This window comes from Flavobacterium panici, from assembly GCF_903819335.1.
GTDB lineage: Bacteria > Bacteroidota > Bacteroidia > Flavobacteriales > Flavobacteriaceae > Flavobacterium > Flavobacterium panici.
Genome location: NZ_CAIJDE010000034.1, coordinates 48,472 through 66,530, shown reverse-complemented (window position 1 = coordinate 66,530; position 18,059 = coordinate 48,472). Strand labels below are relative to the sequence as shown.

Below are 18,059 nucleotides of genomic sequence, written 5' to 3'. Positions count from 1 at the left end.
AGATGTTTTATCTGAACTGAAAAAAGTAAAACGTAAGTATCCTAATTATTCTTAAAAATAAAATAGGATTAGGCAGAAACTATCATATGCTGTGAATTTTCAAGGCGGTAAATATAAGTAATATTTTGAAAGAAAAAATTAATCTAATAATTTTTTACTTACACGGCTGCTGGCGATTAGAGAAGCTATAAATCCTAAAGAAACAATTGTTGTCATCACGATTACAACATTTTCAAGTGTAAAAACAACTGGGTAAGCCAATGTTGGCGTGATCATTATCAGCTCATATTTTTGCTGTAATGTAACTAGTATAATCCCGTAATAAAGTCCGATCAAACCTCCAAAAACACTTAGTAAAGTTCCTTGCAGAATGAAAATTTTTCTCACGCTGTTTATTTCTATTCCCAGATTAACAAGGGTTTTTAAATTTGCCCTCTTGTCTAAAATCATCATAATTAAAGCTCCAATCAAATTGAAAAGTGCCACAATAATTACAAGCGTAAAAATTAAATAAACAGCAATATTTTCGGTGTTGAGCATTTTATATAAAGACTCGTTCAATTGCTCCCTATTCTTTATGGTGACTTTATTATTAAAAATCTTTTTAATCTGCGCATTAACCGCATTTTCATCTGCGTTTGGTTTTAACCTAAATTCGATTCCCGAAATTTGGTTTGGATTATACATCAATAATTCCTGTGTTAAACCTAAATCGGCAAAAACATATTTCGAATCTAAATCTTCGCTGATGGAGTAAATTCCAACGGGTAAAACATCTGTTTTATTAAATGCTTCTTCGGGATTATCGATTGCTCCTTTTCCGGGTTTTGGAGCAAATATCTGCAGCGGGTTTTCGAAATCAAGAATTCCCAGCGAAAAATCCTGTGCAATTCCGTAACCAATAACAACCTGATATGAATCTGGTTTTAGCCATTGTCCATTAAAAAGTTTTACTTTAATATTGTTTACAACCGGGTAGATACTGTCAACACCTTTTAAATAAGTAACGCGCTGTTTGTCTTTAAATAAAAACAAAACTCGTTCTTCAATAATTTTTGTGTAACAGGCAACACCGTTAATTTCTTTCAGCTCTTTTTCTTGCTGGGGTGAAATTAAAAATGATTTTCCGTGTGTACTTGTCATTTTTAAATCTGGATCAATCTCATTTGTAAACGAAAGACTGAAAACTTTTAATCCGCTAAAAACAGATAAAACCACAAACAAAGCCATTGTACCAACAATAATTCCCATACTGGCAATTAAATTGATGATATTGATCGCGTTATTTTTACTAAGGCTGAAAAGATAACGTTTGGCTATGTAAAATGGGAAATTCAATTTATGATTTTCTTCTTTTTTCTAAAAGATCACGGTTTTCAATTGGGTTTTCTCTGTTTGCTAATGCATTGTCAATTTTTTCGATATAATCTAATGAGTCATCGATAAAGAAAACCAAATTTGGCACACGACGCAATTGAAGACGAACGCGCTGCGACAAATCATGTTTTATTAAAGTCGTATTTGATTTTATGCCTTCTAAAGTTTCCTTTGCTTTTTCTTGAGGAAAAATGCTTAAATATACCGTTGCCACAGATAAATCTGAGGTTACACTAACTTTGGATACTGAAATTACCAAATTGCTAACTCCATTTTTTCGCACTTCACCTTGCAGAATATCAACCAAATCTTTTTGGATGACACTGCCTATTTTTTTCTGTCTATTTGTTTCCATAGTGCAAAAATACTATTTTTAAATTCATTCATTGCAATTTCAAATTAAGTAAAGAATTATTATTGAAATTTCGCTATGCTTTTCAATATATTACTCTCAAAAAAGTATCACTATATAGCGTTTTTAATTGTTATAAAAGCTGATAAAGGTCAGGTTATTTATCAGAATTATTCTACATATTTGATGTAAATATAAAACTGATCTATTATGAAAAAAAGAGAACCAATTAGTCACATCATGACTAAAACAGTGGTGACTGTAAATCAAAATGACGATTTAAGAAAAGTAGTAGAAAAACTAAAATCGAATTCCATTCGACATATTCCTGTTGTAAACGGTAAGGAAGTTGTGGGTATTATTAGCCGTACAGATGTAAACCGTCTTACTTTTGGTGCTTTGTTCGACGGACAGGAAGGTGTTGATGAAGCTATTTTAGATATGCTTACGATTCCTCAGGTTATGACATCAAAACCTAAAACTCTTTCTTCTGACACTATTATTAAAGATTTGGCATCGACATTTGTAAAAGAAGAATTTCATGCTCTTCCGGTTGTAGATAACGGAGAACTGAAAGGGATTGTAACAACAACTGATGTTATTAAATATTTTTTAGAACAATATGATTAAATAAAAAGGGAGCTAAAATAGCTCCCTTTTTATTATCTGTTTTGTAACCAATTTTCAGGATCGGTATTGGTTGTGTTTTGAAGAATCAAGAATTTGATAACCGTTTTTCCGCTATCTCCGCTGGTTCTTACTTTTCCAATATTTTGTTTGATCGAAACTTTTTCTCCTTTACTTACAAATACTTTGCTCAGATTTTGATAAACGCTAAAGTAATCTCCGTGCTGTATCATAACTACTGTATTTACAGGAGATAAAACCATTACACTAAATACTTCACCGGCAAATACAGATCTTGCATTTGCACCATCTTCAGTCGTAATTTCGACTCCTGAATTATGAACTTTAATATCTGGGTAAAGCGGATGCTGCTGATCTCCATAACCTAACGAAATAAATCCTTTTTCTACCGGCCAAGGCAGTCTTCCTTTATTGGCTTTAAAATCGGCTGCTAAAACTTTATCTTCTGGTGTCATTGCGATTTTAGAAGATGAAACTGGTTTTACGGTTGCATTAGACCCAGGATTTTCTTTAGCTTTTTCAAGTGCCGCTTTTCTGTTTGCTTCGGCAATTGCTTCACGAATCAAACGATCAATTTGTCTGTCAATTCTTTTTGATTCGCTTTGTTTTGCTTTAATATCAGAGGCGATTCTGTTTTTATCTTTTTTAATTGCGTTAACAAGCTTTTGCTGTTCTTTTTTCTCTACTTCTAAACTTTGTTTTTCTTTTTCGTTTTCAACAATAATTTTTTTCTTAACCTTTCTCTGGCCGTCTAATTTTGCATTAAAGTCAACTAACTGTGCGGTTTTAGACTGAATTTCTAAACCTTGGTTTTTTCTGAAATTTGTATATTGTTTTAAATATTGTGCTCTTTTGTAGGCTTGTAAAAAACTTTCTGAAGATAAAATAAACATCGCACGACTTTGCTCAGAACGGCTTTTATACGATTTCAAAATCATTTTTGCATAATCTTCTTTTAAAACCGCCAGTTCTTTTTTCAGTTTATTAACCTGAACCTGATTAATATACATGTCGTTGCTTAAAATTCTTTCCTGTTTTGCTGTTGTATTGATCAGCTTTTCTTTAAGCTTAATTTTATTTGCCTGAATTAAATATTCATTCACTGCTGATTTTTCTTTTTTCCTTACAGACTGCAGCATTTTTTCGTTGTCTTTTATTTCCTGAAGAATCTGCGCTTTGCGCTGTTCAAGTTTTTCTTGCTGCGAATCTTGTGCCCAGACAAAAGTCGTGGCGCAAACAAAAATTAGGCTTAGGAGAAATTTTGGCATCTTTCTATTTTTCTTTTTACAAATTTACTTAATTAAAACTTTTTTATAACCGCTTGGCACACTATACGGAAAAGAAAGTTCTTCGTTAAATGATATATTGTTATAATTCAAATTAATATTGGTTGTTCCTTTTGGCTGCAATGCATTAATTACCAATGTTGTTGGAATAGTTCCCTGACTGAAAGTTTTAGTATCTGAATAATTGATTTCTAATTTTATATTTTCAGCTGACTGAGAAATTTGTTCTTTCTGCACCAGATATTTTTCAGGATCTAAATAAAATGCTTTTTGAATTTTCTGGCTTTTTTGATCTTCTAAACGAATAAGATTTTCTACAATTGTCTGCGTATACTCTCCTTTTCGTAAATCATCAAAAGCTTCTCCAATTAATAAATTCTGAACTTTATTATAATCCAGGTCAGTTCCTAGCCATTCGCTTAAACTGCTAAAATCTCCTTCGTAATAAGTGCCTTTTATTTTTTCGTAATAACTTACTGTTGTTGGGGTTATCAAAGCTTTTGCCATTGTAATTCCCAGAAATTTAACACTTATTAAAATCTGTTTGTCTTTTTCGATTTTTATATCGGCGGTAACATTCTGACTTTGCTTTTCGTCTTCATATCTCGCGCTGGCTCTTATATTTAAGGTCGAAAAATCTAATTTGTTTTCGTAATGTTTTTCGATTGCTTTATTGTCTTTTTTTGCGACAACTTCGGTAGTATTATTGTTTTGAACGGCGACGGCTTTAGACTTACACGAAATCATAAAAGCCGACATTAATACTATTATAATATATTTTTTCATCTTAATTTCTCCTTACTTCTTTTTTAATAATTCATTTGCCTTCAAAAAGTATTCCTCTTTTTTCTTCGCATCTCCTAATCCATTATATGCCTCTCCCAATTGAATATTAAAATTTGCCTCTAATTTTTTATCATCAACAACATAATCAAGTCCCATTTCTAAAACGGTTTTTGCATTTTTAAATTGCTGTAACTGGTTGCTTCCCAAACCTGCATAATAATAAAATTGCGGCTGGCTTGGATAAACTTCAATCATCGTCATGGCTCTTTTTGTCATTGGCGCAAATTGTTTTGCCTGAGTATAAGCTTCAAGCAAAAGCAAATTCGTTTCACGATCTGTGTCTGAATTGGTCATTAAATCTTTTTCATAATATTTAATGGCGTTTTCAAACTGGTTTTTACTATGATAAAATTTTCCAATTTCTTTAGCAACATCAACTTCTTTATCATTGTCAAAATAAGAAATGGCTTTTTCTAAATCTGCTCCATATTGCGGATTTTTATTGACGTAAATCAAAAACTCATTTAAGGTACGATGTTTAATTTTTGAATCAATTTTTGAACTTGACAAAATTACGTTCATCGACTTAATGGCTTTATCGGCCTGATTGGCATCTAAATAACTTTTGAACAAACTTACCTGTCCCCATTCAGAATCTGGAAGTTCTTTTGCCAATTGTTTTGCAACATCAACAGCTTTGTCTGTTTCGTCAGATTTTGAATATAGAAAAATCAGATTAACATAGTTTGATTCTTCTTTTGGATTTTTTTTAATCTGCTCAATTAAATTTGAAATCTCTGCATTTTGATATTTTCCCTGCGATAAAATCTGCATTTTATAACGATCACGATCTTCAGATTTTCCGAATTTATCGTTCATTTCATTAATCGTCACAAGCGCTTTATCATATTGGTTTGTAAGCACATATAACGAAATCAAATCGTCTTTATATTCTTCATCAAAAACAATAATTTTCTGAATCGTTTCAATCGCCAGCGGATAGTTTTTGGTTTCGTAACTTACGTCGTAAATTCCCAGCCAATACCATTTGTTTTTTGGATTTAACTGCGTGGCTTTTTCAAATGCATTTTGGGCATTTTGATATTCTTTTAATGCCAGGTAATTTTTTCCAACTTCAAAATAAGCGACAGCATCAGAAGGTTTTATTTTGATACATTTTTCTAAAGATGCTATTGCTTTATCGTAGTTTTCGATTCCTTTTTGTTTCAAAGATTCGTAAAAAGCATCTTGATATTCATCTGGTGCCAAAGCAATATCTTCTGGTTCCGTTTGCGCGAAAACCGAAGCTGAATTGCTTAGTAAAGCAAAAAATAAAATTATCAAAATCCTTTTTTTCATCTTTTTTAAGATTTCATTTTATTCTAAAACTGAATAATCTCCAATGCTGATGCTTGTGAATTTTCCATCATAACTAACATGATTTCCAATCATTGCATTATCTAAGTTAGCATTTTTTATTTGAGAATTAGTTTGTATTAAGCTATTTTTAATAGAACTGTCGGTTACATGGCAGCCTTTTCCTATTGAAACATTTGGCCCAACGGTTGTGTTTTTCAACACTACATTTTCGCCAATATAACATGGAGGAATAATTGTTGAATTTTCCAGCGTTACATTATAATCCACTAAATGTTCTCCGTCGTTATGCAAAAATCCTAACATTCTGCTGTTTGTTTCAACCGTAACATCTTTGTTTCCGCAGTCCATCCATTCGTCAACACTTCCGGTTTTAAAAACTTTTCCGTTTGCCATCATGGCTTTGATACCGTCGTTGATTTGGTATTCTCCACCATTTTGAATATTATTATCTAAAACGCCCTGAAGCTCTTTTTTTAGATCTCCAACTTCTTTAAAATAATAGATTCCAATAACGGCTAAATCACTAACAAACTCTTTTGGTTTTTCAACCAATTCTATAATTTCATTATTTGGATTTAATTTTACAACTCCAAAAGCTTCCGGCTGATCTACTTGTTTTACCCAAATTACAGCATCGGCAGATGGATCTAATTCGAAATCGGCTCTGATTAAAGTATCCGCGTAAGCGATAACTGCTGGTCCAGATAAGGATTCTTTTGCACACATAATCGCGTGCCCGGTTCCTAAAGGTAAATCCTGACGATATATTGAAGCTTTTGCTCCTAATCCTTGTGCTAAATCCTGCAGACTTGTAACAACATCATCTCCAAAAAACGCTTCGTCTCCCAAGATAAATGCAACTTCTTCTATTGGCTGCTTTAATATTTTAGCGATATCTTCTACTAAACGGTGAACGATAGATTTTCCCGCAACCGGAATTAATGGTTTTGGTACTGTTAATGTATGTGGGCGAAGTCTTGATCCGCGACCTGCCATTGGAACGATTATTTTCATCTAATTTTATTTTATGTGGGAAGATTTAAAAAATCTTCTTCGTTTGGTTAGTTCAAGTTTTTAAATACAGTAAAGGACTGTCAACTGCGACTGAAAACTACTTCACTCCAGTACTTCCAAATCCGCCTGCTCCTCTTGAAGTTTCCGTTAATTCTTCCACTTCAATCCATTCAGCTCTTTCGTGTTTGGCAATAATTAATTGTGCAATTCTTTCTCCGTTTTCAATTACAAATTCTTCATTTGATAAATTTACCAAAATCACCCCTATTTCACCTCTGTAATCAGCATCGACAGTTCCCGGAGAATTTAAAACTGTAACTCCTTTTTTTGCTGCCAGTCCGCTTCTTGGTCTAACCTGTGCTTCGTAACCAATTGGCAATTCTATAAAAAGTCCGGTTTTTACAATTGTTCTTTCTAAAGGTTTTAACGTAATTGGTTCTGTAATATTGGCACGCAAGTCCATTCCTGCAGAAGCAATTGTTTCGTAATTTGGTAAATCATGTTGTGATTTATTGATAATTTGTATTTTCATTTTTATTATAAAAGATTAAAAAAGCACTTTTACTTTCTATTCATTATTCCTTTGATTGTGTCTTTTTCGTTGTGATAAACAAAGTACATAAAGGCTAATAATAACGGAATTCCAACAAAATAATTTTCTCTAAATCCATAAAATGAAATAGCCGAAAATAAAATTGAAATTCCTAAATAAGCCGAAATTTTATTCATGTCGTACGGAATAGGATAATATTTGTTTCCTAAAATATATGATATTAACATCATGCTTCCGTAGGCAGAGATAGTTGCGATTGCAGATCCGTAATAACTGTATTTTGGAATCAAAAAATAATTTAAAACCAATGTTACAATTGCTCCAACAATTGAAATATAAGCTCCAATTCTTGTTTGATCTGTAAGTTTGTACCAAACCGATAAGTTATTGTAAATTCCTAAAAAGAAGTTTGCCAGAATAATTAACGGCACTACTTTCATGGCTTCCCAATAGGATTTATTGTCTAATAAAAGATATTTTAGAATGTCTGCAAAAACGATAACCCCTAATAAAATTAGTGAACCCAGAATCACAAAATACTTTGTAATTACGGCATAAGTCTGCGGTGCATTTTCGTTTTTGGCGTGGCTGAAAAAGAAAGGTTCAATTCCTAATCTAAAAGCCGTTGCAAACAAAACCATAAATAAACCTAGTTTATAACAGGCAGAATAAGCTCCAACTTCTGATTTTGCAAGATTTTCTGGAAGTAAATATCCTAATAAGATTTTATCGAAATGTTCATTAACTGCAAATGCAAGTCCGGCAACTAAAATTGGCAGACCGTATTTCATCATTTTTTTCCAAAGTACGGGATCGAATTTTCGTCCAAGCGAAAGATAATTTGGAGAAAGTACAATGAAAGTTGCTAAACTAGCTAACAGATTAGCGATGAAAATATAGGCAATCTGGAAATTTTCTACATATAAATTATCCCAAACTGAATTAGGATGTGAAGCTGCAAGTTTTGGCAGATATAGTAAAAAGAAAATATTCAGCAGTAAATTGATTACCACATTTCCAATTTTAATAGCCGCATAAACCATTGGACGCTGGTTTGCTCTTAATTTTGAAAACGGTACTAAAACCAATGCGTCTAAAACTAAAATCCAAACAGAATAAGTAATGTACTGTGCATCAACTTCGGCCCAATTTGCCAGTGTATTTCTAAAAATTAAACCCGCAAACAAGAATCCTATCGATGACCAAAATATTGATATGGTAGAAGTTGCGATTACATTTTTCTTATCTGTTTCGGCACTGTAAAATCTAAAGAACGCCGTTTCCATTCCGTAAGAAAGCACTACGTTAAAGAAAACCATCCAAGACAAAACAATCGAAACTTCGCCGTATTCGGCAGTCGGTAAAATACCTGTATATAATCTGACCAATAAAAAACTGAGCATTCGCGGTAAAACGGTTGCCAGTCCATAAATTGCAGTTTGTTTGAATAGATTTTTATATAATCCCAAAATAATTAGTAATAAAGTTCAAAAAACAAAAATAACCAATTCTTTGGTTTTATTAGTCCTTTTGACGGTTCAATAAAAAAACTTAGCGACAATTTTAATGTGTTAATTTATTTTCGTCTAAAACTTTCACAAAATGAAAACCTTTTGGGCCATATCCCTGATTGTAATAAAATCTGTGCGCACCAAAATTTCCCGAAAAAGCATCCAGAACAATGCTGCTGCAGCCTAAATCCAATGCTTTTTGTTCAATATAATCTGTAAGCATTTTTCCAATTCCTTTAGAACGATATTCCGGATTTACTACAAAATTGTCAATTTCGAGATATTTTCCTGTCCATAATTTTGTTGCCGACCAGCATCCTGTAATACCCAAACAAATGTTATTTTCAAATACTCCAATCTGAATATAATTGTGCGGAACCATCTCAGAAAGAAATGATTGGTATTTTTCTAAAGTTATATTGGGATATAGAAATCTGATGGTGTCAATTTGAGCCACCATTTCGTCAATCGTAGTAAATTCGCGTATTTGTAAAGCCATTGTATAGAAATAGAATTCAAAATTAATTATTTTTTCTAACTAAGTTATATAATTAACAAGACACTAACATGTGAAATATGTAAATTAAGGCAGAAAATTATGTAACTTTTTTTAAAGCGTATTTTCCTAAATTTGCTTCACAGGGATTGAGAAAGCTAAATACAACCCTTATAAAAAAGGAAGCACTGGGACTGATAAAGCTTGTTTGTTCCCATAAAAGACAAAGCATAAGGGATTGATTCTGCTGTATTGTAACCCTAAAAAAACAGAGCATTGGGACTAATAAAGCTAGTTTGTTCCCATAAAAGACAAAGCACAGGGATTGATTCTGCTGAAATGTAACCCTTAAAAAAACAGAGCATTGGGATTAATAAAGCTAGTTTGTTCCCATGAAAGACAAAGCTACAGAGTGATAAAATCTGTGTCAATAATTTTATAAAATGGTATGGATTCTCAATTTATGGGTAAATTGAGAATCACCATTTTATAAATTTTCTTGTTTATAGATATTCTTAAAAAAGAAAAACTTCCAAAAAAAATAGCCAGCAAACATTTGCTGGCTATTTTTTTATCAGGAACCAAAATTATATTCAATTTCTTTTAATTCCGGAATATCATCATCTGTTAATGTTTTTAAAGTCTTACTGCTTAATTTTTTCAAAGCTATAATTCTATTGGCTTGATTTTGCACACATTTTTCAAAAATGTTTCGTACTAATCTGGCATTTCCAAAACTTTCGGTTTTATCTCTATATAATAATTCAAAAGTGTCTGTTAGTTTTTCTTTAGCATCTGTAGAAATTATAAAATCTGATTTTACACAAAACGATTCAAAAATTTCATACAATTGATTCGGTGTAAAATCATTAAAATAAAAATATCTATTAAAACGGGATCGTAATCCGGGATTCGATTCTATAAAAATTTTCATTGGTTCTGTGTAACCTGCAACCACAACAGCCAGATCTTTTCGGTGATCTTCCATTCTTTTCAAAAGTGTATTTACTGCTTCTGCACCATAATCGTTTCCAAACGAGTTTTGAGTTAATGCATAGGCTTCATCAATAAATAATACTCCGCCAAGACTTGATTCTACCGCGTTATTGACTTTTGCTGCTGTTTGCCCCACATAACCAGCAACTAAACCTTCTCTGTCTGTTTCAAACATTTGACCTTTAGATAAAAAACCCAAATGTTTAAAAATTCTACTTAAAAGCCTCGCTACAGAAGTTTTCCCGGTTCCGGGCGGGCCCAGAAAAACGGTATGCAAAGTAATTTCAACATTTTTTAATCCTTGTTCTGAACGCTTTTTTTGTATTTCTAACAAATTGATTAATTCCGAAACATCTTTTTTTACTTCTGCTAAACCAACTAATTCGTTTAATTCTTTCAGTACTTTTTCCAGCGTATCTCCTTCAGGAAGATTATCTATTTCTTTTTTATCTGTTTGTGATGTGTTTGCATTTAAACCCAAATAGCTGCTGAAAGCTGTTGTATTTTCAACTTTTTTACCAAATGTAAAATAAATGAAGTTTTGATATTTAACTAGAATTTCTTCTAATCTGCTATGCTTTGTTATGGATAATAATTCTGGCAGTAAGTACTGATTTTGCTGCACATTTGAAGTTATTATTTTATTCTCTTTTTTTATTTTTACGAGAAGATTTTTGAAATTCTCTGTAAAAATCAACTGATTCAATTCGTTTACAGAGTTTTGGTCCGCAAAATGATTGTTGCGTAAAGCATCATAATAATACGCCAGAACAAATTCTTGTTTTTCATTTTTCGCTCCGGATTCTCTTTCATAAAGATCAATAATATCCGAAAGAAAAAAATGTTCTGCTTTAAACAATAAACCTTTAGAGAAATCTGGATTTACTGTTTCATTTAACTTTTGAATAAAATCTGCGTCCTGATTTAATATATTGCATATTTCCAGAATCTGCTTTGTTTCTTTTTCAAGCGCTATAATAAATGAAGCCGTAAAAACGGCTTCATTAGTAGATATATTTGTTTCTAAATATTTTTTTAGAGACAAAAATGAGTCTTCAATAATCGATATTGGATTGTTCTTCTTTGCCATATATTTATTTAAGAAATCATCATTTGATGAATAATTTCTTTTGATAATTTTAAGTGGTCGTCACAATAATCTTTCCAGGAAAGTCCCATGTCTCTTAGATCATATTTTGCTACAATAGTTCCATAGTTTTCTTTCTTTCCATTAATAGTTGGATGTCCAATAACGTAAATAGTTTGCGCTAATTCAATTGCCAGCTCAATATCATGTGTCGAAAAAATAACCGTATTAGACTCCGAAGATTTTCCTAATAGTTCAAATGATTTTTTTACTTCTTCAATATTTCCAACATCTAATCCTGAAAAAGGTTCATCCAAAACAATAAATTGATCAGACGAAAACAATTGTTCTATAATAGCTGTTCTTTGTCTTTGTCCTCCCGAAAGTTCGTTAGGATATTTGTCTTTACAGTTTTCTAATCCCCATTCTTTTAGATATTGCTTTATTTTTTCATCTTTTTCAGTATTCGAAAGCGTTGTTTTTCTTAGCGAAAATTTCAAAGCCTGAGTAACTGTTTTATGTCTGAACAAAGTATATTTTTGATCTACAAAACCAATGTCTCCTTCGCATACTGCCTTAGCTGCATTAGGTTCTTTATTTTCGAAATCTCTAATTAATATTTTTCCGGAATGTAACGGAGTTAAACCTGTCAAAGCTTTAAAAAAAGTTGATTTTCCTCTACCAGATCTTCCCACAAAAGCAACTACCTGTCCTGTACAATCTACTCCTTCTCGAACTACGTCTTTTTCGATAAGGTTTATATCTTTTATAATAACGTTATCATCATAAGCAACGCTAAGATTTTCTACATATAAAAGCGTCTCTTTATATTCGTGTTTCATGATTATATTTTTGAATATCTAAATAGTGCTTTTCTTAAATAATTTATTCCTGCATCTAAGCCAAGACCTATTAATAAAATGATAATTTGAAGTGCAATGATCCTTCCTGTATTCATAAATTTATCAGAGTTTTTTATTAAAAACCCTAATCCTCCAGAAGCTACCACAATCGATTCTACAGTTACAAGCATCATCCAGGTAATGGCAAGGTTTTGTCTGATTACATCAATTACATAATCTATTCTTCCTAAAATAATGACTTGCACAAGTACTTCCCAACGGTTACATTTCAACATTTTTGCATGATCAAATTCTTCTTGCGGAATATCTTTGATAACTGCAATTAAGGATGTTGTTAAAAATGTAGTCAGGAAAATTACCAAGATCCAAACCTGCATCATTCGTGCTTCATGAATTACCATTGTAATATAAAATGAAAGTCCGGTAAAAGGTAAAAATCTAAATTTTGTGATGAATTCAGAAACCGATTTTAATAGCGGAATTGGCCATGCATAAGCAAAAAACAAGGAAATAATTGTGGCTAAAAAAATCGAGATAAAACACAATTTCAACGAATTGAAAATATGTACTACCAAACCTTCTCTATACAAATCTGAAAAACCGGTTAAAACCTGAGACGGAGATGGAAATAGATGCTTTTCGCCAGATGTTGTTGCAAACCAAATAATAATCAAAAGAACTAACCAGCCTATCAAAATAAGTGTTTTGTTTAATTTTGATATTTTTTCAAAGGGAGTTAAAATTTTTATCATACTCATTGTAAAAAAGGCTATCTATTAAGATAGCCTTTAATTATTTTTATTTTAAGAAAGTAATAACAACACGTCTGTTTAATGCTTTTCCAGAAGCAGTATTATTATCTCCTATTGGATTACTTTGGCCTTTTCCATCAACAAGTTGGAAACGATTTGCAGGAATGCCTTTTTGTTTTAGATATTCTACAACCGCTTGTGCTCTGCTTTTTGATAAAGCTAAATTAGCATCAGCATTTCCAACATTGTCAGTGTGACCCACAACTGTTAATTTTGTGTTTTCAGCTTGTACTAAAAGATTGTAAATTTTTTCTACTTCTTTACTAGATGAACTTGAAATTTCAGAACTTCCTGTATTGAAATTAATTTTCCATTCACCAGAAGCTACCACTTCTTTTGCCTCACCACTATAATCTGCTTTATCTGCAGAAGTAGATTCGATATCATTGATGTTTTTCAGGAAAAATAAGTTTACTGCCTGATCGTAAGGAACAACAGCTCCAACATTTTCATTAAATCCAAATGGATTCAATTCTGTCAAATATCCTGCAACTTGATTGTAAACTGATTTGTATCTGTTTACACCATCAGATAAACCATAATATTGCATTGCATCTGCATAATTAAATACTTTTGAACCTCCCATATTATAAGTCAATCCGGCTTTTGTTCCTTGTTGTCCTTTGAACATTTTGTACCAATATTCCGGAGTTTCAATTTTATAAGTTGCAGCAACAGCCTCAGAAGCTCTTACTTTCCAATCTTCGTAATTTTTCATTTGGTTTGAAGCCGTCAATGCCGATTTCAAAATATTAGAAACAATATCAGGATTTTTTACAGCCCATTCTTTCACACCAATAATTGTAGTTGGCATTTGGTTGTTGAATTCTTTTGTAGAAACGATATCAACAAAACCAGTCAATTTATCAAATACTGTTTTATCTCCAGGAGTCCATGTAGCACAACCATCAATTTTTCTGTTAACAGATTTTCCAGTTAATTTTCCGTCTACTACTTCTTTCAAAGTAACAGTCCATCCTGTTGTTTGAGATTTGATTAATTCTTCTGCCGATTTAATATAATCGTCATTTTCTGATGGATAAATATTTACTGCTTCTGCATCATATGTTGTTGGATCAGGGTTTACTTTTAATCCGTTTGCAAAACAATAGTTTACAGTAGTAACCCAGTCACCATCTCCAAGAACTGCAGATATAACTGAACCTTTCATAGATTTAGGATCTGATTTCCAGTTTGGAGGCCCAATCAATTTATCTTCTCCATAACTCATACCTACTGCTCCCATTACCTGAACATGGTATTTGTCTTTTCCGTATTTTTCGTCAAGTGATTTTTGAACAGAACTAATGTAAAATGGCGCACCATCTCCCATGATAATAACCGCAAATACACTTTTTTCTGAAGATGGAAAAGCTTCTCCTTTATCAAATTCTTCGATAAATTTCATTTGCATGTTACGCAATTCTGAAAGCCAGTCCTGACGAATAATTTCAAGATTAACTCCGTTTTTTTCCATTAATGATCCTTTTGTTGTTTTTGGACCACCATTAGAAACAATAATTCCAGACTGAGCGTTCCATGCATAAGCACCAATTCTTACTAAAGGTTTGTCTGCAACTTCTGAAGATAATTCAGTCGATGGAAGCGGAATTTTTGCAGCATTGGTAACATTATTAACATCCGTCTGATTCAAATCAATTCCATTTAATTGTTTTGAAACTGCAGTCTTAATTCCTGGAGATACATAATAAACTCCTCCTAAAATTGCACCAATTGCAACAATAACGATAAGTAATTCAGAAAAGGTTGTTAACTTTTCAGTTCTTAAAATTTTTCCCATTTTTATTTAAAAATTTAATTTAATTGTATTAAAAAATATCACCAAAACCACCACTGGATAATTTATCTTCTTTGGTCATTTTATAATTTGGACTCGTATATTTTGTTGAATCCGGAATGGTGTTATCACCCGTTTTAATTTCATCTGCTAATGAATCTAATCTTGAATAAAGCTCGTCGTTATCAACAGAATATTTAGATGTTAATGCGTCGATGTCAATCAGGTTTTCTGAAGTTCTGGCAATATCCTGAGCGATAGTAGACGTTACCACTTCAAGGGCATATTCTAATTCCCAGTCTTTAGTAAACATCATGGCACTTTTTGCACTTTCTGTTGCTTCTTTAGCATTTCTGGCAAATTCATATTCTTTTTGAAGCATCTTAACTGTAACATCAAAATCAGCAATTTTAATATCAATAGCTGTTCCTGCCAAAGTCAGTTTACGATCCATTTTTCCTAAAACATTAGCACGAACACCATATTTTTGAATAAAACTTTTGCTTTGTTCGTATTGAGTTGAAACTCTTTGAGAATCACTTAACTTTCTGGCTAATTCACTTTGCAGAGCTACATACTCATCTGTATCCTTTGCCGCAACACCATTTTGTTTCACCATTTCATCCATCGCCGATTTCAGTTTTTCTGACTGGCGCTGTAAGCTCAACACATCTTCCTGAAATGCTTTTGCTTCTTTTTCAGACTTACTGGCTTCAATTTCCATTTCATTTTTAAGACCTTTTAGCTTTGCTTTAGTATTCTTAAAAACTTCACGGTTTTTAATCATTTTTTGTTTTTGCTCTTCTAATTCATTGAAAGGATTACTTTGAATTAATGCTTTATGAAGATTTTTTGTTGCAAAACGAAGACCTTTCATTATAACAGGAGCCATCATTACTAAAAAAACCAAAAATACTCCTGTTGCAGATAAGGCTATTGCCTGACCTAACATTGTAAATAATGGCGGGATAATATAAGTCCAGACCAAATATCCTCCAACTCCTAATAAACCTAATGCCAAAGCCAAAAACAATGACTTCTCTCCTTTTTTAAGTGCACCTGATTTCAAAGCAATTTCTCCTTTAGACTCGTCAAAATGTTTAAGTATTGGCAGCGTCAAAAGAGTGCTTCTTTCTTGTTCGAATTTATCCATTATTGTAAATATTGATTTATTCCTGTTATTACAGTATTGATTGATGATAATATTTTTTGTTTAGCCAAATCATTCGCTTCCATTTTCAATTGAATCTCCGAAAGCTGCTCCCTGTTAACAGGATCAATTTTTTGAAGTTCTATTTTCTTCGCTTCTAGTTCTTTTTGAAGATCAAGAATTTTGGCTTCTAAATCAGAAATACTTTTGGATAAATTATTTTTTTCTTTTGTAATTGTATTGTCTAATTCTGTTTTCTTATTTTTTCCAACAGTATCATATTTAGTATGTACTTTTTCAATTTCTGTAATATAAAAACTTCCTTTTTGTAAAAGAAAATCTTTAGTCAAATCAGATTTAATTGATTTTCCCATTGCAAAAGCCATCTGATAGCTTTGCGGATTTGTTACTCCAACAGCCATAACAGACTTATAAAGTTCAAAAAAATCAAAACCTTCTTCGTTCAATGAATCAAAACCTTTGTCATAAACTTCAAAAATTTCATTTAAAAAAGGGTTTGCCAATGAATTTGCAGGAAATGATTCTGTAACTTGATTCGGAAATTTATTGTCTGTGGTTGGTAAAACGGGAGCTGATGGTGGAGTTGCAGCTTTGCCCTCTGAATTATCGGTCTCATCATTAATGAAAAGACTCTTCCAATTAAAACTTTCTTTTGCCATTGTTTGTAGGTGATCTATTTTTAATACCTTTTTGGTTGTTAAATGTTATACGCAGAAAGCGTTAAAAAGTTACTAATTTTAAAAGTATAAATATATACTTTTTTAAAAATATAATGTAACTAATTTATTATCAGATCTTTTCATTATAATCAAATTTTAAAAAATTTCCTTCATTATTCTGCTTATCTTTAAAAAAACAGTATAAAACAAAAGCCAAAAATAGCTAATAAAAAATCAAATTCAGCATAAACAAGAACAAAAAGTAAGAATTAACTTAAATTTGATTATTGGGAGAATATTTAAAATTCATCTCCATTTTATTCAGCAATTCATGTAAACAAAAAAAGAGCCAGCAAATAATGCTGGCTCTTTTAAATTTTAAAAAAAAATATCTTATTATCCGTTCAAAGCTTCTGCTCCACCTACGATCTCCAAGATTTCGTTTGTAATTGCAGCTTGACGCGCTTTGTTGTAAGTTAATTTCAATTGGTTTCTTAATTCTGTTGCGTTGTCAGTTGCTTTGTGCATAGCTGTCATACGTGCTCCGTGTTCTGAAGCAAATGAATCACGAATACCTTTGTATAATTGTGTTTTTAAAGACTTTGGAATTAAAGTCAAAACAATTTCTTCTTTTGAAGGTTCGAAAATATAATCTCCAGCAGAAACTGCAACATCAGTTTTAATAGGTGCTAAAGGCAAAAACTGCTCTGTTTGAACAATTTGAGTCGCAGCATTTTTAAATTGATTGTAGATTAATTCGATTCTGTCGTATTCTCCAGATAAGAATTTTTGAGTCAAATTATCAGCAATTCCGGCAACATTCTCAAAAGTTAAATGATCAAAAATTGCATTATGATGACCGTGAACTTTATGCGTTTTAGTTAAAGCATCATTTCCTTTTTTACCAATAGCAAAAACGTCAACTTGTTTTCCTGCATAAAAATCGGTACGATTTTTAATCTCTTTAATAACATTTGAATTGAATGCACCACATAAACCTCTGTTTGAAGTTATAGCAACAAGCAATACTTTTTTTACTTCACGTTGTGTAGTGTAATCTCCTCCAACTTCACCTTCAAGTGTAGCAGAAAGATTTTGCAGTAACTCCGTTAATTTCTCGGCATAAGGGCGCATTGCAGTGATTGCATCTTGTGCTTTCTTAAGCTTTGCAGCAGAAACCATTTTCATAGCCGATGTAATCTGCATCGTCGATGAAACGGAAGTAATTCTATTACGGATTTCCTTTAAATTTGCCATCTATTAATTAGAA

The 18,059-nt window shown here is 32.0% G+C and carries 17 protein-coding genes; 1 reads left to right on the top strand and 16 read right to left on the bottom strand.

Annotated elements, in window-relative coordinates:
- Window positions 1-138 precede the first annotated feature (138 nt).
- Together FLAPXU55_RS06515 and rbfA are read right to left on the bottom strand one after the other, a co-directional pair.
- The gene (locus tag FLAPXU55_RS06515; RefSeq protein WP_180857032.1) at window positions 139-1,338 is read right to left on the bottom strand and encodes an ABC transporter permease; all 1,200 of its coding nucleotides are present in this window, start codon (window positions 1,336-1,338) and stop codon (window positions 139-141) included.
- 1 nt (window position 1,339) lies between these two features.
- Complete coding sequence (rbfA, locus tag FLAPXU55_RS06510) at window positions 1,340-1,732, bottom strand: 30S ribosome-binding factor RbfA (RefSeq protein ID WP_053472967.1); 393 nt, start codon at window positions 1,730-1,732, stop codon at window positions 1,340-1,342.
- Between the two features lie 207 nt (window positions 1,733-1,939).
- Between rbfA and FLAPXU55_RS06505 the strand changes: the two genes are divergently transcribed.
- Window positions 1,940-2,359 (top strand): CBS domain-containing protein, encoded by a 420-nt coding sequence (locus FLAPXU55_RS06505; protein ID WP_053472968.1) that lies wholly within the window; start codon window positions 1,940-1,942, stop codon window positions 2,357-2,359.
- Window positions 2,360-2,391: 32 nt separating this feature from the next.
- Here the strand turns inward: FLAPXU55_RS06505 and FLAPXU55_RS06500 are convergent, their stop codons facing one another.
- From FLAPXU55_RS06500 to atpG, 14 genes are all read right to left on the bottom strand, one after another.
- Window positions 2,392-3,645 carry a murein hydrolase activator EnvC family protein gene (locus tag FLAPXU55_RS06500; RefSeq protein ID WP_053472969.1) on the bottom strand — a complete coding sequence of 418 codons (1,254 nt, stop codon included), beginning with the start codon at window positions 3,643-3,645 and terminating at the stop codon, window positions 2,392-2,394.
- A gap of 24 nt (window positions 3,646-3,669) precedes the next feature.
- A complete protein-coding gene (locus FLAPXU55_RS06495) occupies window positions 3,670-4,449 on the bottom strand; it encodes a DUF4292 domain-containing protein (protein ID WP_053472970.1) in 780 nt (259 codons plus the stop codon).
- 12 nt (window positions 4,450-4,461) lie between these two features.
- Window positions 4,462-5,808 (bottom strand): tetratricopeptide repeat protein, encoded by a 1,347-nt coding sequence (locus FLAPXU55_RS06490; protein WP_180857031.1) that lies wholly within the window; start codon window positions 5,806-5,808, stop codon window positions 4,462-4,464.
- A gap of 18 nt (window positions 5,809-5,826) precedes the next feature.
- Window positions 5,827-6,843 carry a sugar phosphate nucleotidyltransferase gene (locus FLAPXU55_RS06485; protein WP_180857030.1) on the bottom strand — a complete coding sequence of 339 codons (1,017 nt, stop codon included), beginning with the start codon at window positions 6,841-6,843 and terminating at the stop codon, window positions 5,827-5,829.
- A 97-nt stretch (window positions 6,844-6,940) separates the two neighbouring features.
- A complete protein-coding gene (dut, locus tag FLAPXU55_RS06480; protein WP_053472973.1) occupies window positions 6,941-7,375 on the bottom strand; it encodes a dUTP diphosphatase in 435 nt (144 codons plus the stop codon).
- Between the two features lie 29 nt (window positions 7,376-7,404).
- A complete protein-coding gene (locus FLAPXU55_RS06475; protein ID WP_180857029.1) occupies window positions 7,405-8,865 on the bottom strand; it encodes a lipopolysaccharide biosynthesis protein in 1,461 nt (486 codons plus the stop codon).
- A 94-nt stretch (window positions 8,866-8,959) separates the two neighbouring features.
- Complete coding sequence (locus FLAPXU55_RS06470) at window positions 8,960-9,406, bottom strand: GNAT family N-acetyltransferase (protein WP_180857028.1); 447 nt, start codon at window positions 9,404-9,406, stop codon at window positions 8,960-8,962.
- A gap of 571 nt (window positions 9,407-9,977) precedes the next feature.
- Window positions 9,978-11,489, bottom strand: coding sequence for an AAA family ATPase (locus FLAPXU55_RS06465; protein ID WP_180857027.1), 1,512 nt, complete (start codon window positions 11,487-11,489; stop codon window positions 9,978-9,980).
- Between the two features lie 8 nt (window positions 11,490-11,497).
- The gene (locus tag FLAPXU55_RS06460) at window positions 11,498-12,328 is read right to left on the bottom strand and encodes an ATP-binding cassette domain-containing protein (RefSeq protein ID WP_053472977.1); all 831 of its coding nucleotides are present in this window, start codon (window positions 12,326-12,328) and stop codon (window positions 11,498-11,500) included.
- 2 nt (window positions 12,329-12,330) lie between these two features.
- Window positions 12,331-13,107, bottom strand: coding sequence for an ABC transporter permease (locus FLAPXU55_RS06455; protein WP_219637247.1), 777 nt, complete (start codon window positions 13,105-13,107; stop codon window positions 12,331-12,333).
- A gap of 40 nt (window positions 13,108-13,147) precedes the next feature.
- Window positions 13,148-14,962, bottom strand: coding sequence for an OmpA family protein (locus FLAPXU55_RS06450; RefSeq protein ID WP_180857025.1), 1,815 nt, complete (start codon window positions 14,960-14,962; stop codon window positions 13,148-13,150).
- A gap of 28 nt (window positions 14,963-14,990) precedes the next feature.
- Window positions 14,991-16,112 (bottom strand): hypothetical protein, encoded by a 1,122-nt coding sequence (locus tag FLAPXU55_RS06445; protein ID WP_053472980.1) that lies wholly within the window; start codon window positions 16,110-16,112, stop codon window positions 14,991-14,993.
- Entirely contained in the window at window positions 16,112-16,789 is a 678-nt protein-coding gene (locus tag FLAPXU55_RS06440; RefSeq protein WP_053472981.1) for a hypothetical protein, read from the bottom strand. Before FLAPXU55_RS06440 ends, FLAPXU55_RS06445 begins: the two co-directional genes overlap by 1 nt.
- A gap of 396 nt (window positions 16,790-17,185) precedes the next feature.
- Window positions 17,186-18,046: an ATP synthase F1 subunit gamma gene (gene atpG / locus FLAPXU55_RS06435; protein ID WP_053472982.1), complete on the bottom strand. Its 861-nt coding sequence runs from the start codon at window positions 18,044-18,046 to the stop codon at window positions 17,186-17,188.
- Window positions 18,047-18,059: the final 13 nt, after the last annotated feature.